The following is a 20,550-nucleotide window of genomic DNA, read 5'->3' as shown; positions in this document are numbered from 1 at the left end:
GTGGAAGACGAGCGCGCACGCTCAGGTGATATCCAGATCGGCGACGGTGACATCGATGCCGACTGCATAGGTGACGCAGAATTCGTTGGGGCCGGAATCCTCGCCGGTGACCAGCAGGAATTCCTCGCGCTGCAGCTCCGGCACATCGCGGCTGTAGAGCATGGCGTAATGCGTCAGATCGCCGTCGCGGCGCGGCGGCTGATAGCGGTACAGCACCTCGTCGTAGGCGATCGGCGGGATCCGCGCGGCATCGTCGGTGGACTGGGTGGCGCGCTCCCAACGTTTGCCGGCGTAGTCGATCTGCGCAGCACCCAGATGCGGGTGCTGCATCACGAACTCCTGAAACGCCTGCTTGCTGGGCGGGTTGACCGTCTCGCAGTACACAAAGGCCTTCATCGCCTCCAGATCGCCGCCCACCGTGGTGACCTGCAAGAACGCATCGTCGTCCAGGTAGAAACGATGCAGGGAATACCCATCGCCCAGATTGACGTGGCCATAGCACGGGATGCCTTGATGGCCGCCCGGCAGCTCGGCGGTCATGGCCTCCGGCGCCATGCGATACAGGGTGGTGTCGATCTCCACCTGGCCACCGACACGCAGGCCCAACGGAAGTGTGTGGCCGATCGCGCCGGTGCCGGAGGTGGCCGCCGCGGGCGGTTGTGGTTGACCGAACAACTTGCTGAAAAAACTCATCGTCATGCACCTTGTGGCGATGGGGAATGGGGAACGGCGGCAGTGCGCAGAGCGTGCCATGCGATGGCGTGCGCAGGCACGCGCTGCTCGGCCAGGTAATACAGCATGGCACCGGCCGCCACAGCGGTGTGTGCGGGCGGGTTCAACCGCAACGCACCATCGGGCGCGCGCAGGCCCAGCAACAAGGCGCCGCGCTGGCTGAAGTCGGCCGCCACGACGCGGTAATCCAGCGGGCCTGCATCGGCCGGAACCGCAAGGCTGAACTGGGTGGGGCCATCGTCCACCGACAGCAGCTCGGCAGTGATCGCCGCACTGCCCGGATCCTGCGCAGCGCGCGCCAGGATCTCGGCGGTCATCGGACGGGTGCATTCGATGGCCGGATAGTGGCAATTGACCAGCCGCGCGGCGCTGCCCGAATCGAAGTGCGCCACGATGTGCGCACGCGGCGCATGCGCCATCAGCGCGAACACCGCCGCCAGGGTCTGATCGTCGGACGGCGGGTTGACGATCACCCGCGCCGCGCCCGCGATGCCCGCACGCAGATACACGTCCGTGTGCGTGTACGACTCGGCGGCGATGAAGCGCATGTGGTCTGGCATCGGGTTCTCGGCCACGCCCTCGGCGATCAGCACCACGCCTTCGTCGTCGGTGGCGGTGTCCGAGAGCAACAGTTCCAGCAAACGCGCGGAGGCAGCGCCCTGCCAGCCGATCAGAATGGTGTGCCCGCGCAGATCGGCGTAAGCCATCTTGCCCATGTAGTGGCGCCTCCAGAAAGTGATGAGCACGCCGCTGGTCTTGGCCAGCACCGTGGCGAACAGCGCCACCGCGCCCGGCATCAACACGAACGCGGCGATATAACGCCCGGCCACCGAGCCCGGCGACAGGTCGCCATAGCCGATGGTGGTGGCGGTGGTCATGTAGTAGTACGGAAACGCGTCCAGGCCGACGAGCTTGTGCTCGCCAGCCATCACCAACAACGCCCAACTCATGCCCATGTGGGCCAGCAGCGCCAGCGCCACCAGGCCCCAGCTGACGCGGCGCACATGGCGCCGCAGTACCCGGAACAACCGTCCGACAATGATCATGGCGCGTCCTGTGCCGTGCGGTGGATCAGCCGTCGCTGCGCGGAACCTGCTGCACGTCGCGCACCTGGCCGATCAGCGGCGCGGTGCCGCTGGCGGTGTCGTGGCCGAGTTGGGCCGGCTTCTTGAAGCGTGCCAGCACCGCGGCGGCGTTGGACTCGCCTTCCATCAACCCGGCCGCGGCCAGACGCCGATTCAGATCGCCGTCGCCGCTGGACGATTCGAGTTCTTCGGCCGATTCGATGCGTGCAGAAGTCTCGGCCTGACGCGCCTTGATCCGCTCCAGCGATTCCAGCGCCGAGCCCATCTTGCTGCTGGCACCGGAATGCCGCGCGGCAATCGCCGCCTGCGCCTTTTGCACCGCGTCGGTGGCCTTGACCGTATCGATCTGCTGGCGCATGCCGCGCAGCTGGTTTTCGGTCTTCTGGATGGTGGCCTTGAGCGTCACCACCGACTGGTCCAGCGCCGTCTTGGAGGCCTTGTCGCCGGCGTCCTCGCTTTCCAGCGCGGCGAGCTTTGTCGCCACATCGTGGGCCAGCGATTCGTCGCCCTTGGCCAGCGCACCTTCGATATAACGCGTGTATTCGGCCATCTTGCCGGCGCGCGCGTCGATCTTCTGCTGGGCCAGCTTGCTCTGTGCCATCAGCTTGGTCAGCTCTTCGCGCGAACGCGTGAGCTGGGCGCCGGCATCGCGCATTTCCTGGTCCAGGATGCGCAGCGCATTGGCGTCGACCGCCTTCTGGCCGGTTTCGTGTGCAGTGCCACGCAGCAGCGTGATCAGCTTTGAAAAGATACTCGCGACAACACGCCTTTAGGAAAAGTACGGCTTGAGAGATTCGGCGGCATCCAGCGTATTGGCCGCCAGGGTCTGGATTTCCTCGTCGATCTGGTCGAGCGTGGAAGACGCCGACAGCTCGCCAAAGACCACGTAGCTGTCCTTGCCGTCGACCTGCACCAGACCCAGGTTGGACAAGGGGTTGAGCGGATTGAGCCGCAGGCAGGCGTCGTTGAAGGCGGCGCGGTCGCTGACCTGGTCGGCATTGGCCAGCAGCGTGGAAACGAACACCTGCGAGCCGGAGGCGGCGACCTGGATCTGCATGTCGCCGTGGTCGGCCAGGGTGAGGTTGATGGCCGGTTCCAGCCCGTCGATCAGCTCGACCTCGATCGGCTGGTCGCGGTAGCGCTCGGCCAGCAGGCCGTGCAATTCGACAGTGGTGTACTGCGTCATACGATGTCCTGTCCTTTGGTCATGCAGCGGTGGTCGAGCAGCTGCGGTGATGCAGCAATGCTCATGCAATGGGCGGACATACTACAGACTGTCCGCAACCGGCAGAAAGGGCCGGAAGTCAGCTGGTCAGGCCAGCTGCAGGCGGAAGCAGACCACCCGTTCAGTTGGCTCGAAGCCGCACGCCGCATGCGCCGCCTGGGCGCCGCTGTCTTCCAGCCGCGCATCGGAGGCCAGCTCTGCGCAGCCCTGATCACGCGTCCACGCGACCGCCGCTGCCACCAGCGCACGACCGAGCCCGCGGCCGCGCCAGGCAGGAATCACATACCATCCTTCCAGAAAGCCCACCGGCGTGCTTTCGGTGCCATTGACGTACTCGTGGCGCACCGACACCTCGGCAAACCCCAGCGCCGTATCCGCGTCGTCCACCACCAGCAGGTGGCTGGCATCTGATTGCGCCAGCGCGGCCTGCAGTTCGGCGACGCTGTCGTCGGCGACGCCATCGTCGGCATCCGGCCACAAGGCCAGGCGCAAGGCCAGCAAGGCCTGCGCATCGGCGCTGACCGCCGCGCGCACCTGCCACCCGGCTGGCGCGCTCACGGATACAGCATCCGCTTGCTCCAGCGGCTGGCCGCATCGGCCTCGTAGCGCCAGCGCTCGTGCAGGCGAAACTTGGCGCCGTACCAGAACTCGAACGCCTGCGGCACCACCCGGAACCCGCCCCAGCCATCCGGGCGCGGCACCTCGCGGCCCTCGAACGTGGCCTCGACCTTGGCGATGGCCGCATCGAACTCCTCGCGCGAGCCCAGCGTCTGCGACTGCAGCGACGCCCAGGCGCCGATCTGGCTCATGCGCGGGCGCGAGGCGAAGTAGGCATCGGATTCGTCCGCACTCACCAACTGCACGCCACCTTCGATGCGCACCTGGATGCCAGCCTCGCGCAGGCTGCGCCACAGAAACAGCAATGCCGCCTGCGGATGGGTCTGCAGATCGCGGCCCTTGGCGCTGTCCAGATGGGTATAGAACACGAAGCCGCGCGTATCGAAGGCCTTGAGCAACACGGTGCGCGCGCTCGGCCGGCCGTCCACGCTGGCGGTGGCCACGGTCATCGCGCTGGCTTCCAGTTCGGCGCTGTTCTGTGCCTCGGCATACAACGCGGTGAAGGTGGCAAGGGCTTCTGCGTACAGATCGGTCATGACGGTGCGTGGGCAGCAAGATTGGCGCCTATTGTGGGCGCATCGCATGTGCTTCGCCTATGTCCGCACTGTCGCAGCCATCGGTCTGCCTGCGGCGGCGGCAGGTGTCGATGCCGAGGCACGCAGTCGCAAGTCACACCGCACGAATGGTTTCAGGCCGCGTCAATCGGCCCGGCGCGCGGGCGTGAATGCTACGATCCCTGCGCATGAACCCCGCTCCCAATCTCGTGATGGTCGGCCCGATGGGCGCCGGAAAAAGCTGCATCGGCCGTCGTCTGGCCGAGCGCTTCGGGCTGGAGTTCGTCGATGTGGATCAGGCCATCGTCGAGCAGGCGGGCAAGAGCATCCCGGCCATTTTCGAACAGCACGGCGAAGCGCGGTTTCGCCAGCACGAACTCGAAACCCTGCAGGCACTGCTGGAGCAGGACAACAAGTTGATTTCCACCGGTGGCGGCGCAGTGCTGGATCCGCTCAACCGCCAACGCATCCGCGAGCGCGGCTTTGTGGTCTATCTGCACGTGAGCGTGCCGGCGCAGTTGACGCGGCTGGCGCGCGACCGCAATCGCCCGCTGTTGCAGCGCGCCGACCGCGAGCAGGTGCTGCACGCGATGGCCGCGCAGCGCACCCCGCTGTACCAGGAGGTCGCCGACCTCAGCCTGGAAACCGACCATTTTTCCCCCGCCGAGGCCACCGCGCAGCTGGTGCTGCGCCTGGCCGCGCAATGGCGCATGTCGAGTACCCCCGCATGACACTTCCCCGTTCCTCGCGCAGCGTCGATGTCGACGGCGCGCAGCCCTACACCATCACCATCGCGCCCGGCCTGCTGGCCGATGGCGCACGCCTGGCCAGCCATGTGCGCGGCCGCCACGTGCTGCTGCTCAGCGACTCGCAGGTGGCCCCGCACTACGCCGCCGCAGTGCGCAGCGCACTGTTGGGGGCGCGCCCGGACCTGCAGCTCGGCGAGCTGGTGATCGCCGCCGGCGAAGCCTCCAAGACGCTGGATAACTTCGGCGCTGCGATCGCCGCGCTGGCCGAATTGGGCGCCACCCGCGACGCCTGCGTGTTCGCACTCGGCGGCGGCGTGGTCGGCGATCTGGCCGGCTTCGCAGCGGCTTGCTGGATGCGCGGGGTGGACTGCGTGCAGTTGCCCACCAGCCTGCTGGCGATGGTGGATTCCTCGGTCGGCGGCAAGACTGCGGTGGATATCCCGCAGGGCAAGAACCTGGTCGGCGCGTTCCATCCACCACGCGCGGTGATTGCCGACACCGACACCCTGCGCACCCTGCCACCGCGCGAGCTACGTGCGGGTCTGGCCGAGGTGATCAAGTACGGCGCCATCCGCGACCCGTTGTTCTTCCAGTGGCTGCATGCCGAACGCCGCGCACTGCTGGACAGCGACGCCGCCGCGCTAGCCCAGGCCATTGCGCGCAGCTGCGAGCACAAGGCCGAGATCGTGGCGCGCGATCCGCTGGAAAAAGGCGAGCGCGCTCTGCTCAACCTGGGCCACACCTTCGGCCACGCGATCGAGACCGAACAAGGCTACGGCGCGCCCGGCAACGACAACCTCAACCATGGTGAAGCCGTGGCGGTGGGCATGGTGCTGGCCGCACGGCTCTCGACCGCGCTGGGCATGAGCACTGCGCAGGACACCGAGGCACTGCGCGCCCTGCTGCACGACTTCGACCTGCCCACCGAGATCCCGGCCGGCCTGTCGCCGGAAGCGCTGCTGGGGCGTATGCGTCTGGACAAGAAGAACATCGCCGGCCGCCTGCGCCTGGTGTTGTGGCGCGGCATCGGCAAGGCCGAGGTGGTTCCCGATGTGGACGAGGCGGCGGTGCTGGAGATTCTGGCGAGCTGAGGCGTACGCGGTTGGCCGGCTGCGGCAGCAAGCGCGATCCAACATCCCGGAAAACGCAGCGCAGTTCGCACCCATGCTGCCACGCCAGGCACGCTACGGACGGCCTTATCCAATCCCGAATCCCCACGCCCCAATCCCTGCCTCCCAGCCTTCAGCACCGCCCGGCTACAATCGGCGCCATGCGTATCCACTTGCAACACGATCCCGGCGGCAATGCGCCGCTGCGTTATGTCCAGCTGACCCTGCAACCGGATCTGTTCGGTGGCTGGGAGCTGCTGCGCGAGAGCGGCGAGATCGGTGGACGCTCGCAGCTGCGACGCGACCAATACCTGCTGCAGGACGAAGCGGACCGGGCCTTCGACAAGGCACGCGACACCCAACTCAAACGCGGCTTCCAACTCATCACCGGCGGCGCCGACGCGCCGCGCTGAGGAACACCCATGCTCAAGAACGATCGCCTGTTGCGTGCACTGAACCGCCAGCCCGTCGACCGCACGCCCGTGTGGCTGATGCGCCAGGCCGGCCGGTATCTGCCGGAATACCGCGCCACGCGCGCGCGCGCCGGCAGCTTTTTAGGCATGGCCAAAAACCCCGACATCGCTTGCGAAGTGACGCTGCAACCGCTGCAGCGCTTTCCGCTGGACGCGGCGATCCTGTTCTCCGACATCCTGACCATCCCCGACGCGATGGGCCTGGAGCTGTACTTCGTCGAAGGCGAGGGCCCCAAGTTCCGCCATCCGGTGCGCGATGCGGCCGCGATCCATCGGCTGGGCGTGCCAGACATGGAAACCGAGCTGCGTTACGTGATGGATGCGGTGCGCCTGATCCGCCGCGAGCTGGATGGTGCGGTGCCGCTGATCGGTTTCTCCGGCAGCCCGTGGACGCTGGCCTGCTACATGATCGAAGGCGGCGGCAGCAGGGAATACGCGCGCATCAAGGCAATGGCCTTCAACGCGCCAGAGGTGCTGCATCACCTGCTCAGCACCGTCACCGATGCAGTGATCGCCTACCTGTCGGCACAACGCGCAGCCGGTGCGCAGGCGCTGCAGGTGTTCGACACCTGGGGCGGCGTGTTGTCGCCGGCGATGTACCGCGAGTTCTCGCTGCCCTATCTCACCCGTATCGCACGTGAGCTGGAGCGTGGCGACGGCGCCGAGCGCACCCCGCTGGTGTTGTTCGGCAAGGGCAACGGCGCCTACGTGAGCGAACTGGCCGCCAGCGGCGCCGAAGCCGTGGGCGTGGACTGGACCATCTCGCTGGCCGACGCCGCCCAGCGCGCCGGCGGCCGCGTCGCTTTGCAAGGCAACCTGGACCCGGCCACCCTGTACGGCTCGCCCGAGGCGATCCGCGCCGAGGTCGGCAAGACCCTGGACGGCTACGCCCAAGGCAACGGCGGCTCGCGCGAAGGCCACGTCTTCAACCTCGGCCACGGCATGTCGCCGGACATGAATCCGGATCATGTCGGCGTGCTGGTGGAAGCGGTGCAGACGCTGAGCAAGCGCTGATCCAGGTGCGATCGACAGCGCGCGAGTAGCGCTGTCGAGGGCTCGCTCAGAAACCGATCAGTCAACCAGACGCCGCTTTCTTTCCTACAGCCACCGGCAACAACCGGTGGTGCTTGCATGCGTACCGGCGTGGGACCTTATGCGGCATGGGATGCCGCATAAGAGCCTACAGGGATGTACTTGCGGCGTGTCCCACGCCGGTACGCGTGCAAGCGCCCTCAGTGACCGAGCATTTCGCACACAACCGGCAGATTTCATGTGCGCGGTCGATCGGAGCGCGGTGCCGTATCCGGTGTCGGGACACGCCGTGAATCCGTCCGTGGAGGCTCAGTGGCGGCATCCATGCCGCCACATGGTCCCGCCCCCGGATACGGCACCGCGTCTTCAATATTCGCGGCCGCTGATCGAAAAGCGATGCATTCAACCGGCATCACGCCTGCGGATTCCAAAGTAAAACCTGGCACGCGTGCACGCGCGCTCGGTGGCTAATCAAACGCGTACGTTTTTCTGAGTTCGTGCACATCAGCGCGGGGATAATGCGTTGTCCCTTCGACAGCGATCACCATGTCTCAGCCCGTTCCCGTCTTACGTGACTACGACAGCATCAAGCCGTTGCTGTGGCTGGTGTCGCTGGCGATCTTCATGCAGATGCTGGATGCGACCATCGTCAACACCGCGTTGCCGTCGATGGCGGCGAGCCTGCATGAAAGCCCGCTGCAGATGCAGTCGGTGGTTTTCAGCTATGCGTTGGCGGTGGCGATGTTCATCCCCGCATCGGGCTGGATTGCGGATCGCTTCGGCACGCGGCGCACCTTCCTTGCCGCGATCATCGTGTTCACGCTGGGCTCGTTGTTGTGCGCCGCCGCGCAGCAGTTGCCGCAGCTGGTGGCAGCGCGCGTGGTGCAAGGCATCGGCGGCGCGATGTTGTTGCCCGTGGGTCGCTTGGCGGTGCTCAAGACGGTGGCGCGCGCCGACTTCCTGCGTGCGATGAGTTTCATCGCAATTCCGGCACTGATCGGTCCGCTGATCGGCCCGACTTTGGGTGGCTACCTGGTCGAAGTCGCCTCCTGGCACTGGGTGTTCTTGATCAATCTGCCGATCGGCGTGATCGGATTTATCTCCGCACTCAAGATCATGCCGGATCACTATGGCGATGCGCGCAAACGCTTCGATCTCATCGGCTATCTGATGCTGGCATTCGGCATGGTGGCGCTGTCGTTGGCCTTGGACGGCATCTCCGAACTCGGCCTGCGCCACGCCTTCGTGATGCTGCTGGCGATCGGCGGGCTGGCCGCGTTGGCCGGTTACTGGCTGCATGCGGCCAGCGCGCCAGCGGCGTTGTTTCCGCTGGCCTTGTTCAAGGTGGCCAGCTTTCGCATCGGTATTTTGGGCAATCTGTTTGCGCGCGTGGGCAGCGGCTCGATGCCGTTCCTGATTCCGCTGTTATTGCAGGTGGGCCTGGGCATGAGCCCGATGCATGCCGGGCTGATGATGGTGCCGGTGGCGCTGGCCGGCATGGCCGCCAAACGCGCCGCCGTCAAGTTGGTCGGCCGCTTCGGTTACCGCCGCATCCTGATGCTCAACACCGTATTGGTGGGCCTGGCGATGGCCAGCTTCGCCTTGATCGATGTTGGTCAACCGCTCTGGCTGCGCTTGCTGCAGCTGGCATGCTTTGGCGCGGTCAACTCGCTGCAATTTACCGTCATGAATACCGTCACCCTGCGCGACCTGGACCGCGAACAGGCAAGCCCTGGCAACAGTTTGCTGTCGATGGTGATGATGTTGGCCACCGGCTTCGGCGCGGCGGCGGCGGGCAGTCTGCTGGCAGCCTTCAACACGCATCTGGGCGACAGCCACGGCGCTACCGCAGCGCTGCATGCCACCTTCCTGTGCGTCGGCGGCATCACCTTGTCGTCGACATTGATCTTCTGGCAGCTGGCCGAGACGCGGCCGCACCCCAAACATGTGGAAGAAGTTGCCGAGTAGCCATGCGTGTGCGGCAGTACCTGGTGCAGTACGTGAGCGAATCACCACCCGGGATTTCAAGCGCGGCAATAGTTCTTAAATCTCCTCGCGCGGGCGCTTGCTTCGCAACGCCTCGGCGATGGTGTCGGCGAGCATGTCGCCGGTGAGTGGCTTGCGCAGGAAGCTGTCGAATCCGGCTTGCTCCGCAGTAGGCTCGGCTGCTTCATCAGAACGCGCGGTTACTGCAATCAGCGGCATGTCGTAGCCGAACACGCGCAGCTGCCGCGCCAGCGCAAAGCCATCCAGGCCCGGCAGATCCAGATCGAGCAACGCCAGGTCGAAGGTGTTGTCGGCCGCCTCGGTCAGCGCGGCCAGCCCGTGCGGTGCGTGCACCACCGAGTGGCCTTGCGAACGCAGCAGGCCAACGATGACCTCGGCGATGGTCGGGTCGTCTTCCACCAGCAGGATGCGCTGCGGGGCGACCGCTCCACCGGCACGCGCTACCTCGCCGCCGAGCGTGGCGTTGGAGGCGACCCAACGCAGCGGTAGATCGACGACAAAGCGCGTGCCGGCGCCGAGGCGACTGATCACTTCGATATGTCCCCCCATCGCCATTGCCAGTTCCTGGCAGATCGCCAGCCCCAGGCCGCTGCCACCGTAGCGCGAGGTGGTCCTGGCACCGTCGCCTTGTTCGAAACGCTGGAACAGACGCGCTTTTTGCTCGGCATTGATGCCCGGCCCGGTATCGGCCACCTCGAAACGCAGACCTTGATACGAGCCAAGCGTGGTCAGCTTGAGCCCGACAACGCCGCGCTCGGTAAACTTGATCGCGTTGCTGAGCAGATTGAGCAGAATCTGCCGGATACGGGTGACATCGCCGCTGGCGGTGATGTCGCCGAGCAGGCCCACTTCCATGCTGAAACGCAGTCCGCGCTCCTGCGCCAGTGGCGCCATCAGGCCTTCCACTTCGGCCACCAATTGGCGCACCGAAAAGGGCTCCAGATCCAGCTCAAGACGCCCGGATTCGATCCGCGCCAGATCCAGCGCATCGTTGACCAACCGCAGCAGATGCGCACCGGCACGCCGGATCGATTCGGTATAGCTGCGCTGTTTGTTGTCCAACGAGGTCTTGAGCAGCAACTCGCTCATGCCCAGCACACCAGTCATCGGTGTGCGTACTTCGTGGCCGAGCGTGGCCAGGAAACGTGTCTTGGCGAGCGAGGCCTGCTCGGCAATTTCCTGCTTGTGCACCGCCAATTGCCAGGCATTCAAACGACGCAGGCGACGGCGATACAACAACACTGCCGCGGCGATGACGCATAGCGCGAGCAGACCCAAAAGACCAGTCCCCATGGCGCCAACCACCATGGCGGTAGCACCTGAAAGCGTAGTGTCTGGCTCGCCGACCAGATGCCCTCGGCGGTGCGCCCTTGAATTTCCAGCGTGTAGTGACCCGGCGACAAACGCGAAAACTGCCGCTCGCCACTGGGCCCGACGTCGATCCAGTCCGGGTCGTAGCCGCTGAGGCGGAAGCGGTAACTATTGGACTCGGAATCAGCCAGGCTGAGCAGGCGCGCAACGATGTGAAGATCGCGATCGGCGTCCTGCATTGTGAGCGGCTCCTGTCCGGTGATATCCAGCCCACGCTCCCCGCGCCGCAAGCCCACTCGCTCGATAATCAATGGCGGTCTGCGTGTGCTGGGTCGCATCGTGGCCGGATCGAACACCACGACGCCATCAGGCGCCGCGCCAACGATCTGCCCGCTGCCCGCCTGCACCAGTGTGTTGATTAACAATTGCTGATTGGGGAGCCCATCGTGCACCCCATACACACGCACCAATCTGCTGCCAGGATCGATCCGGATCAGGCCGCGCTGACTGGACACCCAGGCCACTCCCCTGGCATCGACCACCATTCCATTGGGCGCCACCATCGGAAACTCCTGATCTTTTCCGACGGTATCCAGGTGCTTGAGCTGCTTTCCATCCCACAGATATCGGCGTATCTCGCCCGCCAACCCGGTCCAGACCACGCCGCCCTCGCCAAGCCGGAAAAGATAGGTCGGCACGGACGGCGCACCGTCGACGGGGATAAATCGGTCGGCAGTGGGGTCCCAGCGCCTTAGACCGGCGTTATTGCTCAGCCATATCTGACCGTCGGGACCAAGGCGTATGTCCAGAATGGTCAATGCTCCCAGTCCATGACTGCCATTGACGATGGTCCGAAGCAACTGTCCATCTTCGTTGCGGATTTGCAGACCATGCTCCAGCACAGTCACCCACAGTCGGCCCTGCGCGTCCTCTGCCATCCAACTCGGTCGGTCCGCAGCACCGTCGGGATCGGGTTCCACATCTTCCCGCAGTTGCCAGCGTTTGACTTGTCGCGTCCGCGGGTCGTAGCGGACCAACGATCCTTGTACACCGATCCAGACGAACCCGCGCCTGCTTTCGAGCATGGAGTCTGGCGGACGAACTCCGTCGATTTTCGCCAGATGCTTCTGCAGTTGGCCGGTGGTCGGATCGAGATATTCCAGCACGCCCCGGCTACCAGCTAACCAGGCACCGCCCGAAGACGAAGGCGCTGTCGACAGCACGGAGGGATTGGCCAGCGACTTTGGATCATCGCTGTAGTGCGCCAGCACCGCAAAGGTGTCCCAATGCGGAGGCAGGTGCCACAGACCGCCTTCAAGCGCCGCAAACCACAGCCCGCCCTCCCGATCTTCGTAAGCTGTGATCCAGTTTCGCCTGACCAGACCATGCGCCGACAAGCTGTAGATCGGCACGCTGCTGAAGTCGGTTCCTGCAGAAGACAGTGCGATGCCGCCGTTAGTGTCCAGCCAGTAACGCCCGCCACGATCATGCAGCAGGATACCCAGGACACGCTGCTTGCTGGCCGCGCTTTTCCATGGCTGAAGGCTGACCTGGCCGGTGGCGTTTATGCTAAACGCGTCACCTGCGATATCCGAGATCCAAAGCGTGTCGCCACTGCGCTCCATGTACAACCGATTGACGGCTTGCGTGGTTCCGGGAAGCGGCACTCGCTCGAAATGCGCACCATCCCAGCGAGCCAGCCCTCCAGGGGTGCCAATCCACAAGGTCCCGTCGGGCGCGACCTCGAACCCGTTCACGCTGTCGGACGGCAGACTGGCGGAGTCGCCGGGCACGTTGGAAAATCGCTGCATGCTGCCGTCGGGACGTCGCCGGTACAGTCCGTGGGCAGCGGTGCCAAACCAGATGTCGCCGTTCGGAGTCTGTGCCAGCGCCCACACCGTAATTTCGGCCAACTCCGGGAACTGCGCATTCTGCAGGCGTGTGAACGCGCGTGTTTTGGCGTCCAGAAAGCCGGCACCGCCATTCTCGAAACCCATCCACACCCGATTGTCGCCATCGACGCAAATGGTCCAGATCGCGTTGCTGGTCAGCCCGTCTTCCATCCGCCAGATGCGATAGTTGCGCCCACCAAATCTAGCTAGTCCGTCATCGCTGGCGAGCCAGAGATAGCCCTGCTTGTCTTCGGCAAGTTCACTGATGGTGTCCGACGGCAGCCCGTCGGCGACCGTGACCTGGCTGGGTACCGGCGTAAGCAGCGCACGTGTATTTGCCAGTGCAGGTCGCACTGCCACGCACAGACACAGCGACACTGCCGCGATCAACCAATAGAAAAACACAGAAAAAGGCGCACTGGACACGTTTCACGACAAGTCGCCGCATAGTGCGGGCCAAGCGCGGTGCGGGCAAGCCCGGGCACTCATCGTGCCGCTCATCCATTCTCACTCCACTGGGATTCGGCCGCCGGCATTGCCCGAACTGCGCGCCCCTTGCGCGCAGCCGCAATCGCTCCGACCAACATATCGGCGGTGACCGGTTTGCGCAGGAATCCATCGAAATCTGCGGCCTGCGCCTGGCGCTCCGCATCGCCGTCGGCACGCGCGGTGACCGCGAGCAGTGGGAACCCATGCCCAAGCCGACGCAGTTGCGATGCCAGCGCAAATCCATCCAGGCCGGGGAGATCCAGATCCAGCAGCGCGATGTCGAAACCGCCATCGACCGCCTCCGACAGCGCCGCCAACCCGTGCGCGGCATGCACCACCCGATGGCCACGGCCCATCAGCAGGCCGGAGATCACCTCGGCCACGGTCGGGTCGTCTTCCACCAGCAAAATGCGCAACGACTCACCGGCAACCGCGCGCAGCTCGCCAGAAGCGATGCGCACGCCGGAGCGATCGATCGGCAACGGCAGGTCCACGCTGAACTGGGTGCCGACGCCAAGCCTGCTGCGCACGCGAATCGTGCCCTTCATCGCCACGGTGAGTTCCTGGCAGATCGCCAGCCCCAGCCCGCTGCCGCCGTAGCGAGCGCTGGTGCGCGCGCCATCGGCTTGTTCGAATCGCTGAAACAAGCGCTTCTGCTGCTCCGGGCCGATGCCCGGCCCGGAATCGCGCACCTTGAAACGCAGCACCTCGCCATGCTGACTGATCGTGAGAGAGACCTCGCCGCGTTCGGAAAACTTGATCGCGTTGCCGAGCAGATTGATCAGGATCTGGCGTACCCGCGTCGCGTCGCCCAGCACCACCAACTGCGCAGGCAGTTGATTGCGGTAGTGAAAGCGCAATCCGCGCGCTTCGCTGATCGGATGCATGAAATCGGCCAGTTCCTGGGTCAGTTGCGCCGGGTCGAACGGCTGCTGCACCAGCTCCAGTTTGCCGGCTTCGATACGTGCCAGATCCAGCGCATCGTTGACCAACCGCAGCAGATGCGCGCCGGCCTTGCGGATCGCGTCGACGTGACTGCGCTGCTTGGCATCCAGTGGCGTGGCCAGCAGCAATTCGCTCATGCCGAGCACACCGGTCATCGGCGTGCGTACTTCATGTCCCAGGTTGGCAAGAAAGTTCGATTTGGCGACCGAGGCCTGCTCGGCAAGCTGTTGGCGTTGTTGTGCCAGCACCCATTCCTGCTGGCGTCGCACCCGGCGCCGCCAGGCCCACACACCCAGGCATGACAGCAACACGCACAGCAACGCGGCCACCAGCTGCGCCGGTGTGCTCAGCCACCACGGCGGGCGCACTTCCAGCTGCAACGTCGGTGCAGCAACCCAGTCGCCCTCGCCGGCACGCGCCTGCACTTCGATGCGGTAGTCGCCGGGCGGCAAGCGCGAAATCACACGTTCGCCGCCGGCGCCCTGCTCCACCCAACGTTCGTCGTAGCCGTCGATGCGGTAACGATAATGCGCAGAGGCCGGATCGACGAACGACAGCAATCGCGCACTGATACGCAGATCGCGATCGCGCGCCTGCAGCACCATCGGCACCTTGTGAGAGACCGGTTGCGAGCGCTCGGCATCGTTACGGCGCACCTGCACCGATTCGATCACCAGCCGTGCCGATGGCGCAGCGGAAAACGGCCGCGATGGGTCGAACAGCACGATGCCGCTGGTGGTCAGCGCCAACACTTGTCCAGTGGGGCCGGTGACCGGTGGACGCATCGAGAATTCGCTATCCGGCAGGCCATCGCGTTGGCCGAACATGTGGATCCGCGGCTGCCCGCGCCGATAGGCGAGCAGGCCACGTGAGGTAGTGGCCCACACCGTGTCGGTACCGCCCAATGCCAAGCCACGGATATCGGTTGCCGGAATCCCCTGCGCGCGCCCGATGCGCTCCAGCAGCCGCGCCTGCGATCCATCCCAGCTATAGCGCTCCAACGCACCAGAGCGCCCCGCCCAGAACTCGTGTGGCGATACAAAGGCCAGTGCGTAGACCTCATGTCCATCGCCGATCACCTTGCGAAAGCCTTCGCCCTGCCAGACCCACAGTCCATAGCCGGTCGCCGCCCATGCACTCCCATCCGGCCGCACCAACAGCTGCTGCACCATGTCGTCGTCCATGCCCAGATCGGTGCCGAAACGGAATGTCGCCAGTACATGTCCATCCGCCGCACGTCGCTGCACGCCGCCCTGCACGATCGATAGCCAGAACTCGCCATCGATACCGGCTGCCATCAGCTCCACGCGGTGGATATCGGGCGTGCCGACATCCACAGGAAAGTCGCGGCGCGCACCCGTGGCAGGGGTATAGCGCGTGATGCCCTCGCGCATTGCGATCCACAGACTGCCATCGCCTGCCGGCAGCACCGATTGCACCGAACCGCCACCCAGCGCATCGCTATGCACCACCAGCACTACTGCACCGTCTTCGCTGACCCGATACACCCCCTCGCCCGTGGTCACCAGAAAACGCTCACCATCTGCGGCAACGTTCACCAGATACAGGCTTTCCAGAGGTTTTCCCAGTGTTTCGAAGAATGTCGAGAAGCGCTGCCAATCCGGCGGCAGGTACGCCATGCCTTGCGAGATCATCCCTAGCCACAGGCCGCCCTGGCGGTCCTGCATGACATCGAGCACACCGCTGTGCGCGGTAAGAAACCCACTACCACGATCGCCTTCCATCACTCGCAGCGCAGTTTCGCCGGGTGCTACTCGAAAAAACCATCGGCTGCGCCGACCCAGTAACCGCCATGGACATCGTGCACCACAGTGCCGGCACGCACGGCGGCCGACCCGGCCCAGGGCGCCGGCTCCAGCACACCTGCCGTTGTCACGCGGTACAAACCCTTGCTGCTGCCCACCCACAGCGTACCGTCGGGATCCTTGCTCAGCTTGAGTACGGCCGTGCTCAATTGCGTCGGCGCAATGCGCACGAAGCGCTCGCCGTCGCGCATCACCAGACCACTGGCCGTGGCAATCCAGAGCCGGCCGCGCGCGTCGGTCACCATGCTCAGAATGGTATCGCTGGGCAGACCGTCCGGCGCGTCGGGCGTTGCGCGGAACGCGGTGACCCGGCCGTTTTCTTCGCGGCGGCATAAGCCGCCATCGCTGGTGCCGATCCAGATCGCCCCTTGCGCCTGCGCCAACGACCACACCTGCCCTACGCAGGTTTCGGTGATCTCCGGAAACTGCGCGAAATCCTTGCGCCCTGCGTCCAGCATACCCACCGGCGAGCCATTGGCGCCGATCCAGACCCGGTCGCGATCATCGACAAGCAGCGTCTCCACCTGGTTGCCGGGAATCGGTCGCGGATCGGCCGGATCATGCCGCCACACCTGCAAGCCGATGCCGTCATAGCGCGCCAGACCGTCGCTGGTGGCCGCCCAGATATAACCCTGCCGGTCCTGCGCCAAGGCCAGCACCATGCGCGAAGGCAGGCCTTCGACCGGCCCGAACCGGCGCATGCGCGGGGTCTCGATCTGGTTCACCGCCAACGCATCCACACCGATCAGCAGCAACAAGAGCGCAAGCAACGACAGCAGCACCTTCTTCATCTTCATCCTTGTCCCCATCGCCACCTGCACGCTTGCGCGCGCTCCCTGGCGGGACTGCACTGTACCTGCTTCGCTGCGGCCGCCCCTAGTCGGCAACCGGGTCTTCCTGTGCGTCGCTGGCGTCAGCAAGCGCGCGCGCCAGTACCTGCGCGAGCAAGTCGCCGGTGACCGGCTTGCGCAAGAATCCATTGCACCCTGCCGCCATTGCCTGCGGTTCTGCATCGGCGTCGGCGCGTGCGGTCACCGCAACGATCGGAAAACGCACGCCGCGCGCGCGCAACTGCGCCACCAGTGCCGCGCCGTCGATGCCGGGCAAATCCAGGTCGCACAGGCCGGCATCGAAGCTGCGCGTACTCACCTCGGCCAGTGCCGCAAGACCATGCAACACATGCGTGACCTGATGCCCGCGCGTCTGCAGCAGGCCGACAATCACTTGCGCCACGGTGGGGTCGTCTTCGACCAGCAGCAGCTGCAGCGGCGCCTGATCGTGAAGCGGCGTTGTGCGTGCCACATTCGTCATCACTGCGGGTAACGCAGCCACCCAGCGCAACGGCAGCTCGACCACGAAACACGCGCCCTGCCCCAGTTCGCTACTGACCGTCACTTCACCGCCCATGGCCGCTGCCAATTCGCGGCAGATCGCCAGCCCCAGGCCGCTGCCGCCATGCCGCGCAAGCGTGAGCGCGCCTTCGGCCTGCTCGAAGCGCTGGAACAAGCGCCCGCGCTGTTCTGCACTCATGCCGGGGCCGGTATCGCGCACTTCCATCCGGATACCTTGCTTGTGGCCTTGCGGCAGCGCTGAGACACGCAAACTCACACTGCCGCGCTCAGTGAACTTGACCGCGTTGAACAACAGATTGAGCAGGATCTGCTGCACCCGGCTGGCATCGCCGTGCAGTGCCGGCGGCAACGCATCCTCCAGCTCGCACTCGAAGACCAACTGCTTCTGCTCGGCAGTCGGGCGCACCAGCTCGGCCACTTGCCTGATCAGCTGGCGCAAATCGAAATCGCGGTAATCCAATGGCAGCTTGCCGGCCTCGATCCGCGCCAGATCCAACGCATCGTTGACCAGCCGCAGCAGATGCTTGCCCGCCGACTGGATTGCGCTGGCGTAGCCCTGCTGACGTCCATCCAACGGTGTCTGCAGCAGCAACTCGCTCATCCCCAGCACACCGGTCATCGGCGTACGCACCTCGTGCCCCAATGTCGCAAGAAACCGCGTCTTGGCCTGCGACGCCTGCTCGGCAAGCTCGCGTTTGTGCTGCGCAAGTTGCCATTGCGCACGCATGCGCACACGCCGGCGGTAGGCGGCGGCAAGCAATGCGCTCAGCAGCAATCCAAGCAGGCAGATCAGCGCGATACCGACGTCGCTGCGCCACCAGGGTGGATTGACCGTAAATCGCAGGGTGCGCACTGGCGAGCGATTACCCAAGGGGTCTACACCCTGCAGCGCGAGCTCGTAGTTGCCGGCAGGCAAACTGGCAAATTCGCGGATCCCCGCGTTGCCCGAGGTCTGCCACTCCGTATCGAAGCCTTTCAAGAAACTGCGATAACGATTGGAAAGCGGATCGCTATACGACAGCAGACGACTGACGATCTGCAACTGCCGGTCCCCGGGACCCAGCTGAAACGGGCGATCCATCGTCAACGCGATGCGTGCACCATTACGCAACACGCTGAGATGTTCCAACTGCAATGCGGGCACGAACGGTGCGATATCGGGCATTGCGGTATCCAGCAACACGGTGGAGCCATCGCTGGTCGCCCCGATCAACGTGTCGCCCGCCATCAGCAGGCAATGCTGGACGAATTCCTGACTGGTCAACCCATCGCGCGTGCCGATATTGCGCAACCGTGCCGGCGTCACCGAGGGATCGATCCGCCAGAGCCCACGCAAGCTGGAAATCCAGACCCTGCCATGCGGGTCGATCTGCATTGCAGAGGCGTCGAATCCGGCCAGCCCGTCGGCTTCGCCCACGTGGCGCACACGCGTCCAGCCTGTTGCGGTTTTTTTCCATTGTTCCGCACCGGTGGCCCGGTATACCCACACCGTCTCCGGCGATTGGCTGGCAAACGCCTGGATCGGGGTTCCTTCGAGACCTGCAACCGGCACAAAGCGGCGAGAGATGTCGTCCCAGGCAAACATGCCGCCCTCGCCCGCAGCCCAGACACGCCCGTCGGGGCCTTGTTCAAGCTGCTGTACGGCGATGTCGCTGAGGCCATGCAGGTCTTGCTGAGTGATGCGCTGCAAGACGCGGCCGCTACGTAAATCGCGCTGCTGCACCATGTCGAGGAATGCCATCCACACCGTGTCGCCCTGCTCGATGATCCAGTCCGGCGCCGACAGCGCGGATGCCGGTTCGGGACCATCGGACGGCCAGTGGATGAACTCACCAGTGCGCAGATCCATCCGCGAGAGACCAAAGCTCAAATTGCCCAGCCAGACACGCTGCAGACGATCCTCCAGCGCCGACACCAGCTCCATGCCCTTGAGATGCGGCGACTGCAATCCTGTCTGAAACGTGTCGCCCGTGCTCGGATCAACGCGCAACAAGCGACCGTCTGTATCCACCTGCCACAAACCACCAGACCGTGTGGCGGGTGCCAGATTGCAATAAATGGCATCGCCGGTCGGCGCGGCGGGCTTGAGCACGGCACTGCGCTTCCAATCCGCAGGCAAATACCCCAGGCCAGTGCCATGCATCGGAACCCAAAGCCCCCCATCGGCCGCTCCCAGCAGACCGACCACATTACGGCGCGACAACGGACCCTCGCCGCTGAAGGCAGGGACCGGTGGACGCTCGCCACGCGTCCGCCATAGACCGCGTCCGCTCCCTAGCCAGAACTCGCCGTCCTGAGCAGCCACTGCGCCCCAGAACTCGTTGCCGCTACCGAACATCGTTCCCCAGGGAAGCGGCTGCCATTGATCGTTGGACCCCATGACATGCAATCCAGACTCGCTGCCCAGCCACAGACGGTCGCCGGTCCATTGCAGACCGAAAATGGCCGACTGCCGGTTCGGCTCGTCCGGGACATATTCGCGACGTAGATGTTTCCCGTCGTAATAAGCCAGTCCATTACTGGTTGCGATCCACAGCCGCTGCCGGTTGTCCGCCGCAAGATTCATGACCATGGCCTGGTCAAGATCGCCATCGACCGCACCCAGATCCACCGACGACATCGTCCCACCAGCATCGATGCGGACCAGCGCGCCGGACGTGGTCCCGGCCCAGATATCGCCGTCGAACGCAGCGATGCTGTAGATCTCGCCGTCCTTCAGCAAAGGATAGTCCGCAGTGCGATAGTGGCGAAAGTGGCGTCGTCCGGCATCCATGACGCTCAGCGTCTTGCCGCAGCCGATCCATATCCTGTCCAGCGCATCGATATGCAGCGCCTGGACCGCATTGCAGGGCAACGACGCAGGGTCGTTCGGATCGTGTCTCCAGGTCCTGAATCCCGCGCCGTCGTAACGCACCAGGCCATCCAGGGTGCCAAGCCACAGATAACCGGCACGATCCTGGTGGATCGCAACCACCATGGTCGATGGAAGTCCATCGCTGGGCCCTACAATGCGGAAACGGGGGATCTCGGGAATCTTCGCCGCACATGGCAAAGCGCCAAGCAGCAAGACAAGCACAACGATGAGCGCACGCATGTGGGCATCCTTTCCACGTCCAGCCCGCATGCTCGCAACGGATCGTTGCGAGCGCAA

Annotated in this window: 12 protein-coding genes and 2 pseudogenes; 5 read left to right on the top strand and 9 right to left on the bottom strand. The window is 64.9% G+C overall.

Annotation, left to right across the window (positions count from 1 at the left end):
* Window positions 1-21 precede the first annotated feature (21 nt).
* The 6 genes from NDY25_RS17835 to pdxH all read right to left on the bottom strand — a co-directional run bounded on the left by NDY25_RS17835 (window position 22) and on the right by pdxH (window position 4,196).
* Window positions 22-699, bottom strand: a complete 678-nt coding sequence (locus tag NDY25_RS17835) for a YjfK family protein (protein ID WP_168959326.1) — start codon at window positions 697-699, stop codon at window positions 22-24.
* Window positions 696-1,778 carry a potassium channel family protein gene (locus NDY25_RS17830; protein ID WP_168959327.1) on the bottom strand — a complete coding sequence of 361 codons (1,083 nt, stop codon included), beginning with the start codon at window positions 1,776-1,778 and terminating at the stop codon, window positions 696-698. The genes NDY25_RS17835 and NDY25_RS17830 overlap by 4 nt, the downstream gene beginning before the upstream one ends.
* 25 nt (window positions 1,779-1,803) lie before the next feature.
* On the bottom strand, window positions 1,804-2,568 hold the full coding sequence (locus NDY25_RS17825; RefSeq protein WP_256628012.1) for a PspA/IM30 family protein: 765 nt from the start codon (window positions 2,566-2,568) through the stop codon (window positions 1,804-1,806).
* 18 nt (window positions 2,569-2,586) lie between these two features.
* Window positions 2,587-3,003 (bottom strand): YjfI family protein, encoded by a 417-nt coding sequence (locus NDY25_RS17820; protein WP_006449074.1) that lies wholly within the window; start codon window positions 3,001-3,003, stop codon window positions 2,587-2,589.
* A gap of 126 nt (window positions 3,004-3,129) precedes the next feature.
* Entirely contained in the window at window positions 3,130-3,600 is a 471-nt protein-coding gene (gene aac(6'), locus NDY25_RS17815; protein ID WP_168959329.1) for an aminoglycoside 6'-N-acetyltransferase, read from the bottom strand.
* Window positions 3,597-4,196, bottom strand: coding sequence for a pyridoxamine 5'-phosphate oxidase (gene pdxH, locus NDY25_RS17810; protein ID WP_233366631.1), 600 nt, complete (start codon window positions 4,194-4,196; stop codon window positions 3,597-3,599). Before pdxH ends, aac(6') begins: the two co-directional genes overlap by 4 nt.
* A 206-nt stretch (window positions 4,197-4,402) precedes the next feature.
* On the opposite strand from pdxH, the gene NDY25_RS17805 reads away from it, so the two are divergent.
* The 5 genes from NDY25_RS17805 (at window position 4,403) to mdtD (ending at window position 9,545) form a co-directional block, all read left to right on the top strand.
* Window positions 4,403-4,945 (top strand): shikimate kinase, encoded by a 543-nt coding sequence (locus NDY25_RS17805; RefSeq protein WP_043889342.1) that lies wholly within the window; start codon window positions 4,403-4,405, stop codon window positions 4,943-4,945.
* Window positions 4,942-6,054, top strand: a complete 1,113-nt coding sequence (gene aroB, locus NDY25_RS17800) for a 3-dehydroquinate synthase (protein WP_168959331.1) — start codon at window positions 4,942-4,944, stop codon at window positions 6,052-6,054. Before NDY25_RS17805 ends, aroB begins: the two co-directional genes overlap by 4 nt.
* A gap of 179 nt (window positions 6,055-6,233) precedes the next feature.
* Entirely contained in the window at window positions 6,234-6,485 is a 252-nt protein-coding gene (locus NDY25_RS17795; RefSeq protein ID WP_043889344.1) for a WGR domain-containing protein, read from the top strand.
* 9 nt (window positions 6,486-6,494) lie between these two features.
* Window positions 6,495-7,559, top strand: coding sequence for a uroporphyrinogen decarboxylase (gene hemE, locus NDY25_RS17790; RefSeq protein ID WP_256627608.1), 1,065 nt, complete (start codon window positions 6,495-6,497; stop codon window positions 7,557-7,559).
* Window positions 7,560-8,123: 564 nt separating this feature from the next.
* On the top strand, window positions 8,124-9,545 hold the full coding sequence (gene mdtD, locus NDY25_RS17785) for a multidrug transporter subunit MdtD (RefSeq protein WP_168959333.1): 1,422 nt from the start codon (window positions 8,124-8,126) through the stop codon (window positions 9,543-9,545).
* A 75-nt stretch (window positions 9,546-9,620) separates the two neighbouring features.
* On the opposite strand, the pseudogene NDY25_RS17780 reads toward mdtD, so the two are convergent.
* The 3 genes and pseudogenes from NDY25_RS17780 to NDY25_RS17770 all read right to left on the bottom strand — a co-directional run bounded on the left by NDY25_RS17780 (window position 9,621) and on the right by NDY25_RS17770 (window position 20,493).
* Window positions 9,621-13,159: pseudogene (locus NDY25_RS17780) on the bottom strand (hybrid sensor histidine kinase/response regulator).
* 125 nt (window positions 13,160-13,284) lie between these two features.
* Window positions 13,285-16,838 (bottom strand): annotated as a pseudogene (locus NDY25_RS17775) (sensor histidine kinase).
* Between the two features lie 85 nt (window positions 16,839-16,923).
* Window positions 16,924-20,493, bottom strand: coding sequence for a hybrid sensor histidine kinase/response regulator (locus NDY25_RS17770; RefSeq protein ID WP_168959335.1), 3,570 nt, complete (start codon window positions 20,491-20,493; stop codon window positions 16,924-16,926).
* Window positions 20,494-20,550 lie beyond the last annotated feature (57 nt).

Origin of the sequence: Xanthomonas hortorum pv. pelargonii, from assembly GCF_024499015.1 — a bacterium.
Classification (GTDB): domain Bacteria; phylum Pseudomonadota; class Gammaproteobacteria; order Xanthomonadales; family Xanthomonadaceae; genus Xanthomonas; species Xanthomonas hortorum_B.
The sequence above is the reverse complement of the archived record's forward strand: the minus strand, read 5'-3'. Positions and strand labels throughout refer to the sequence as shown.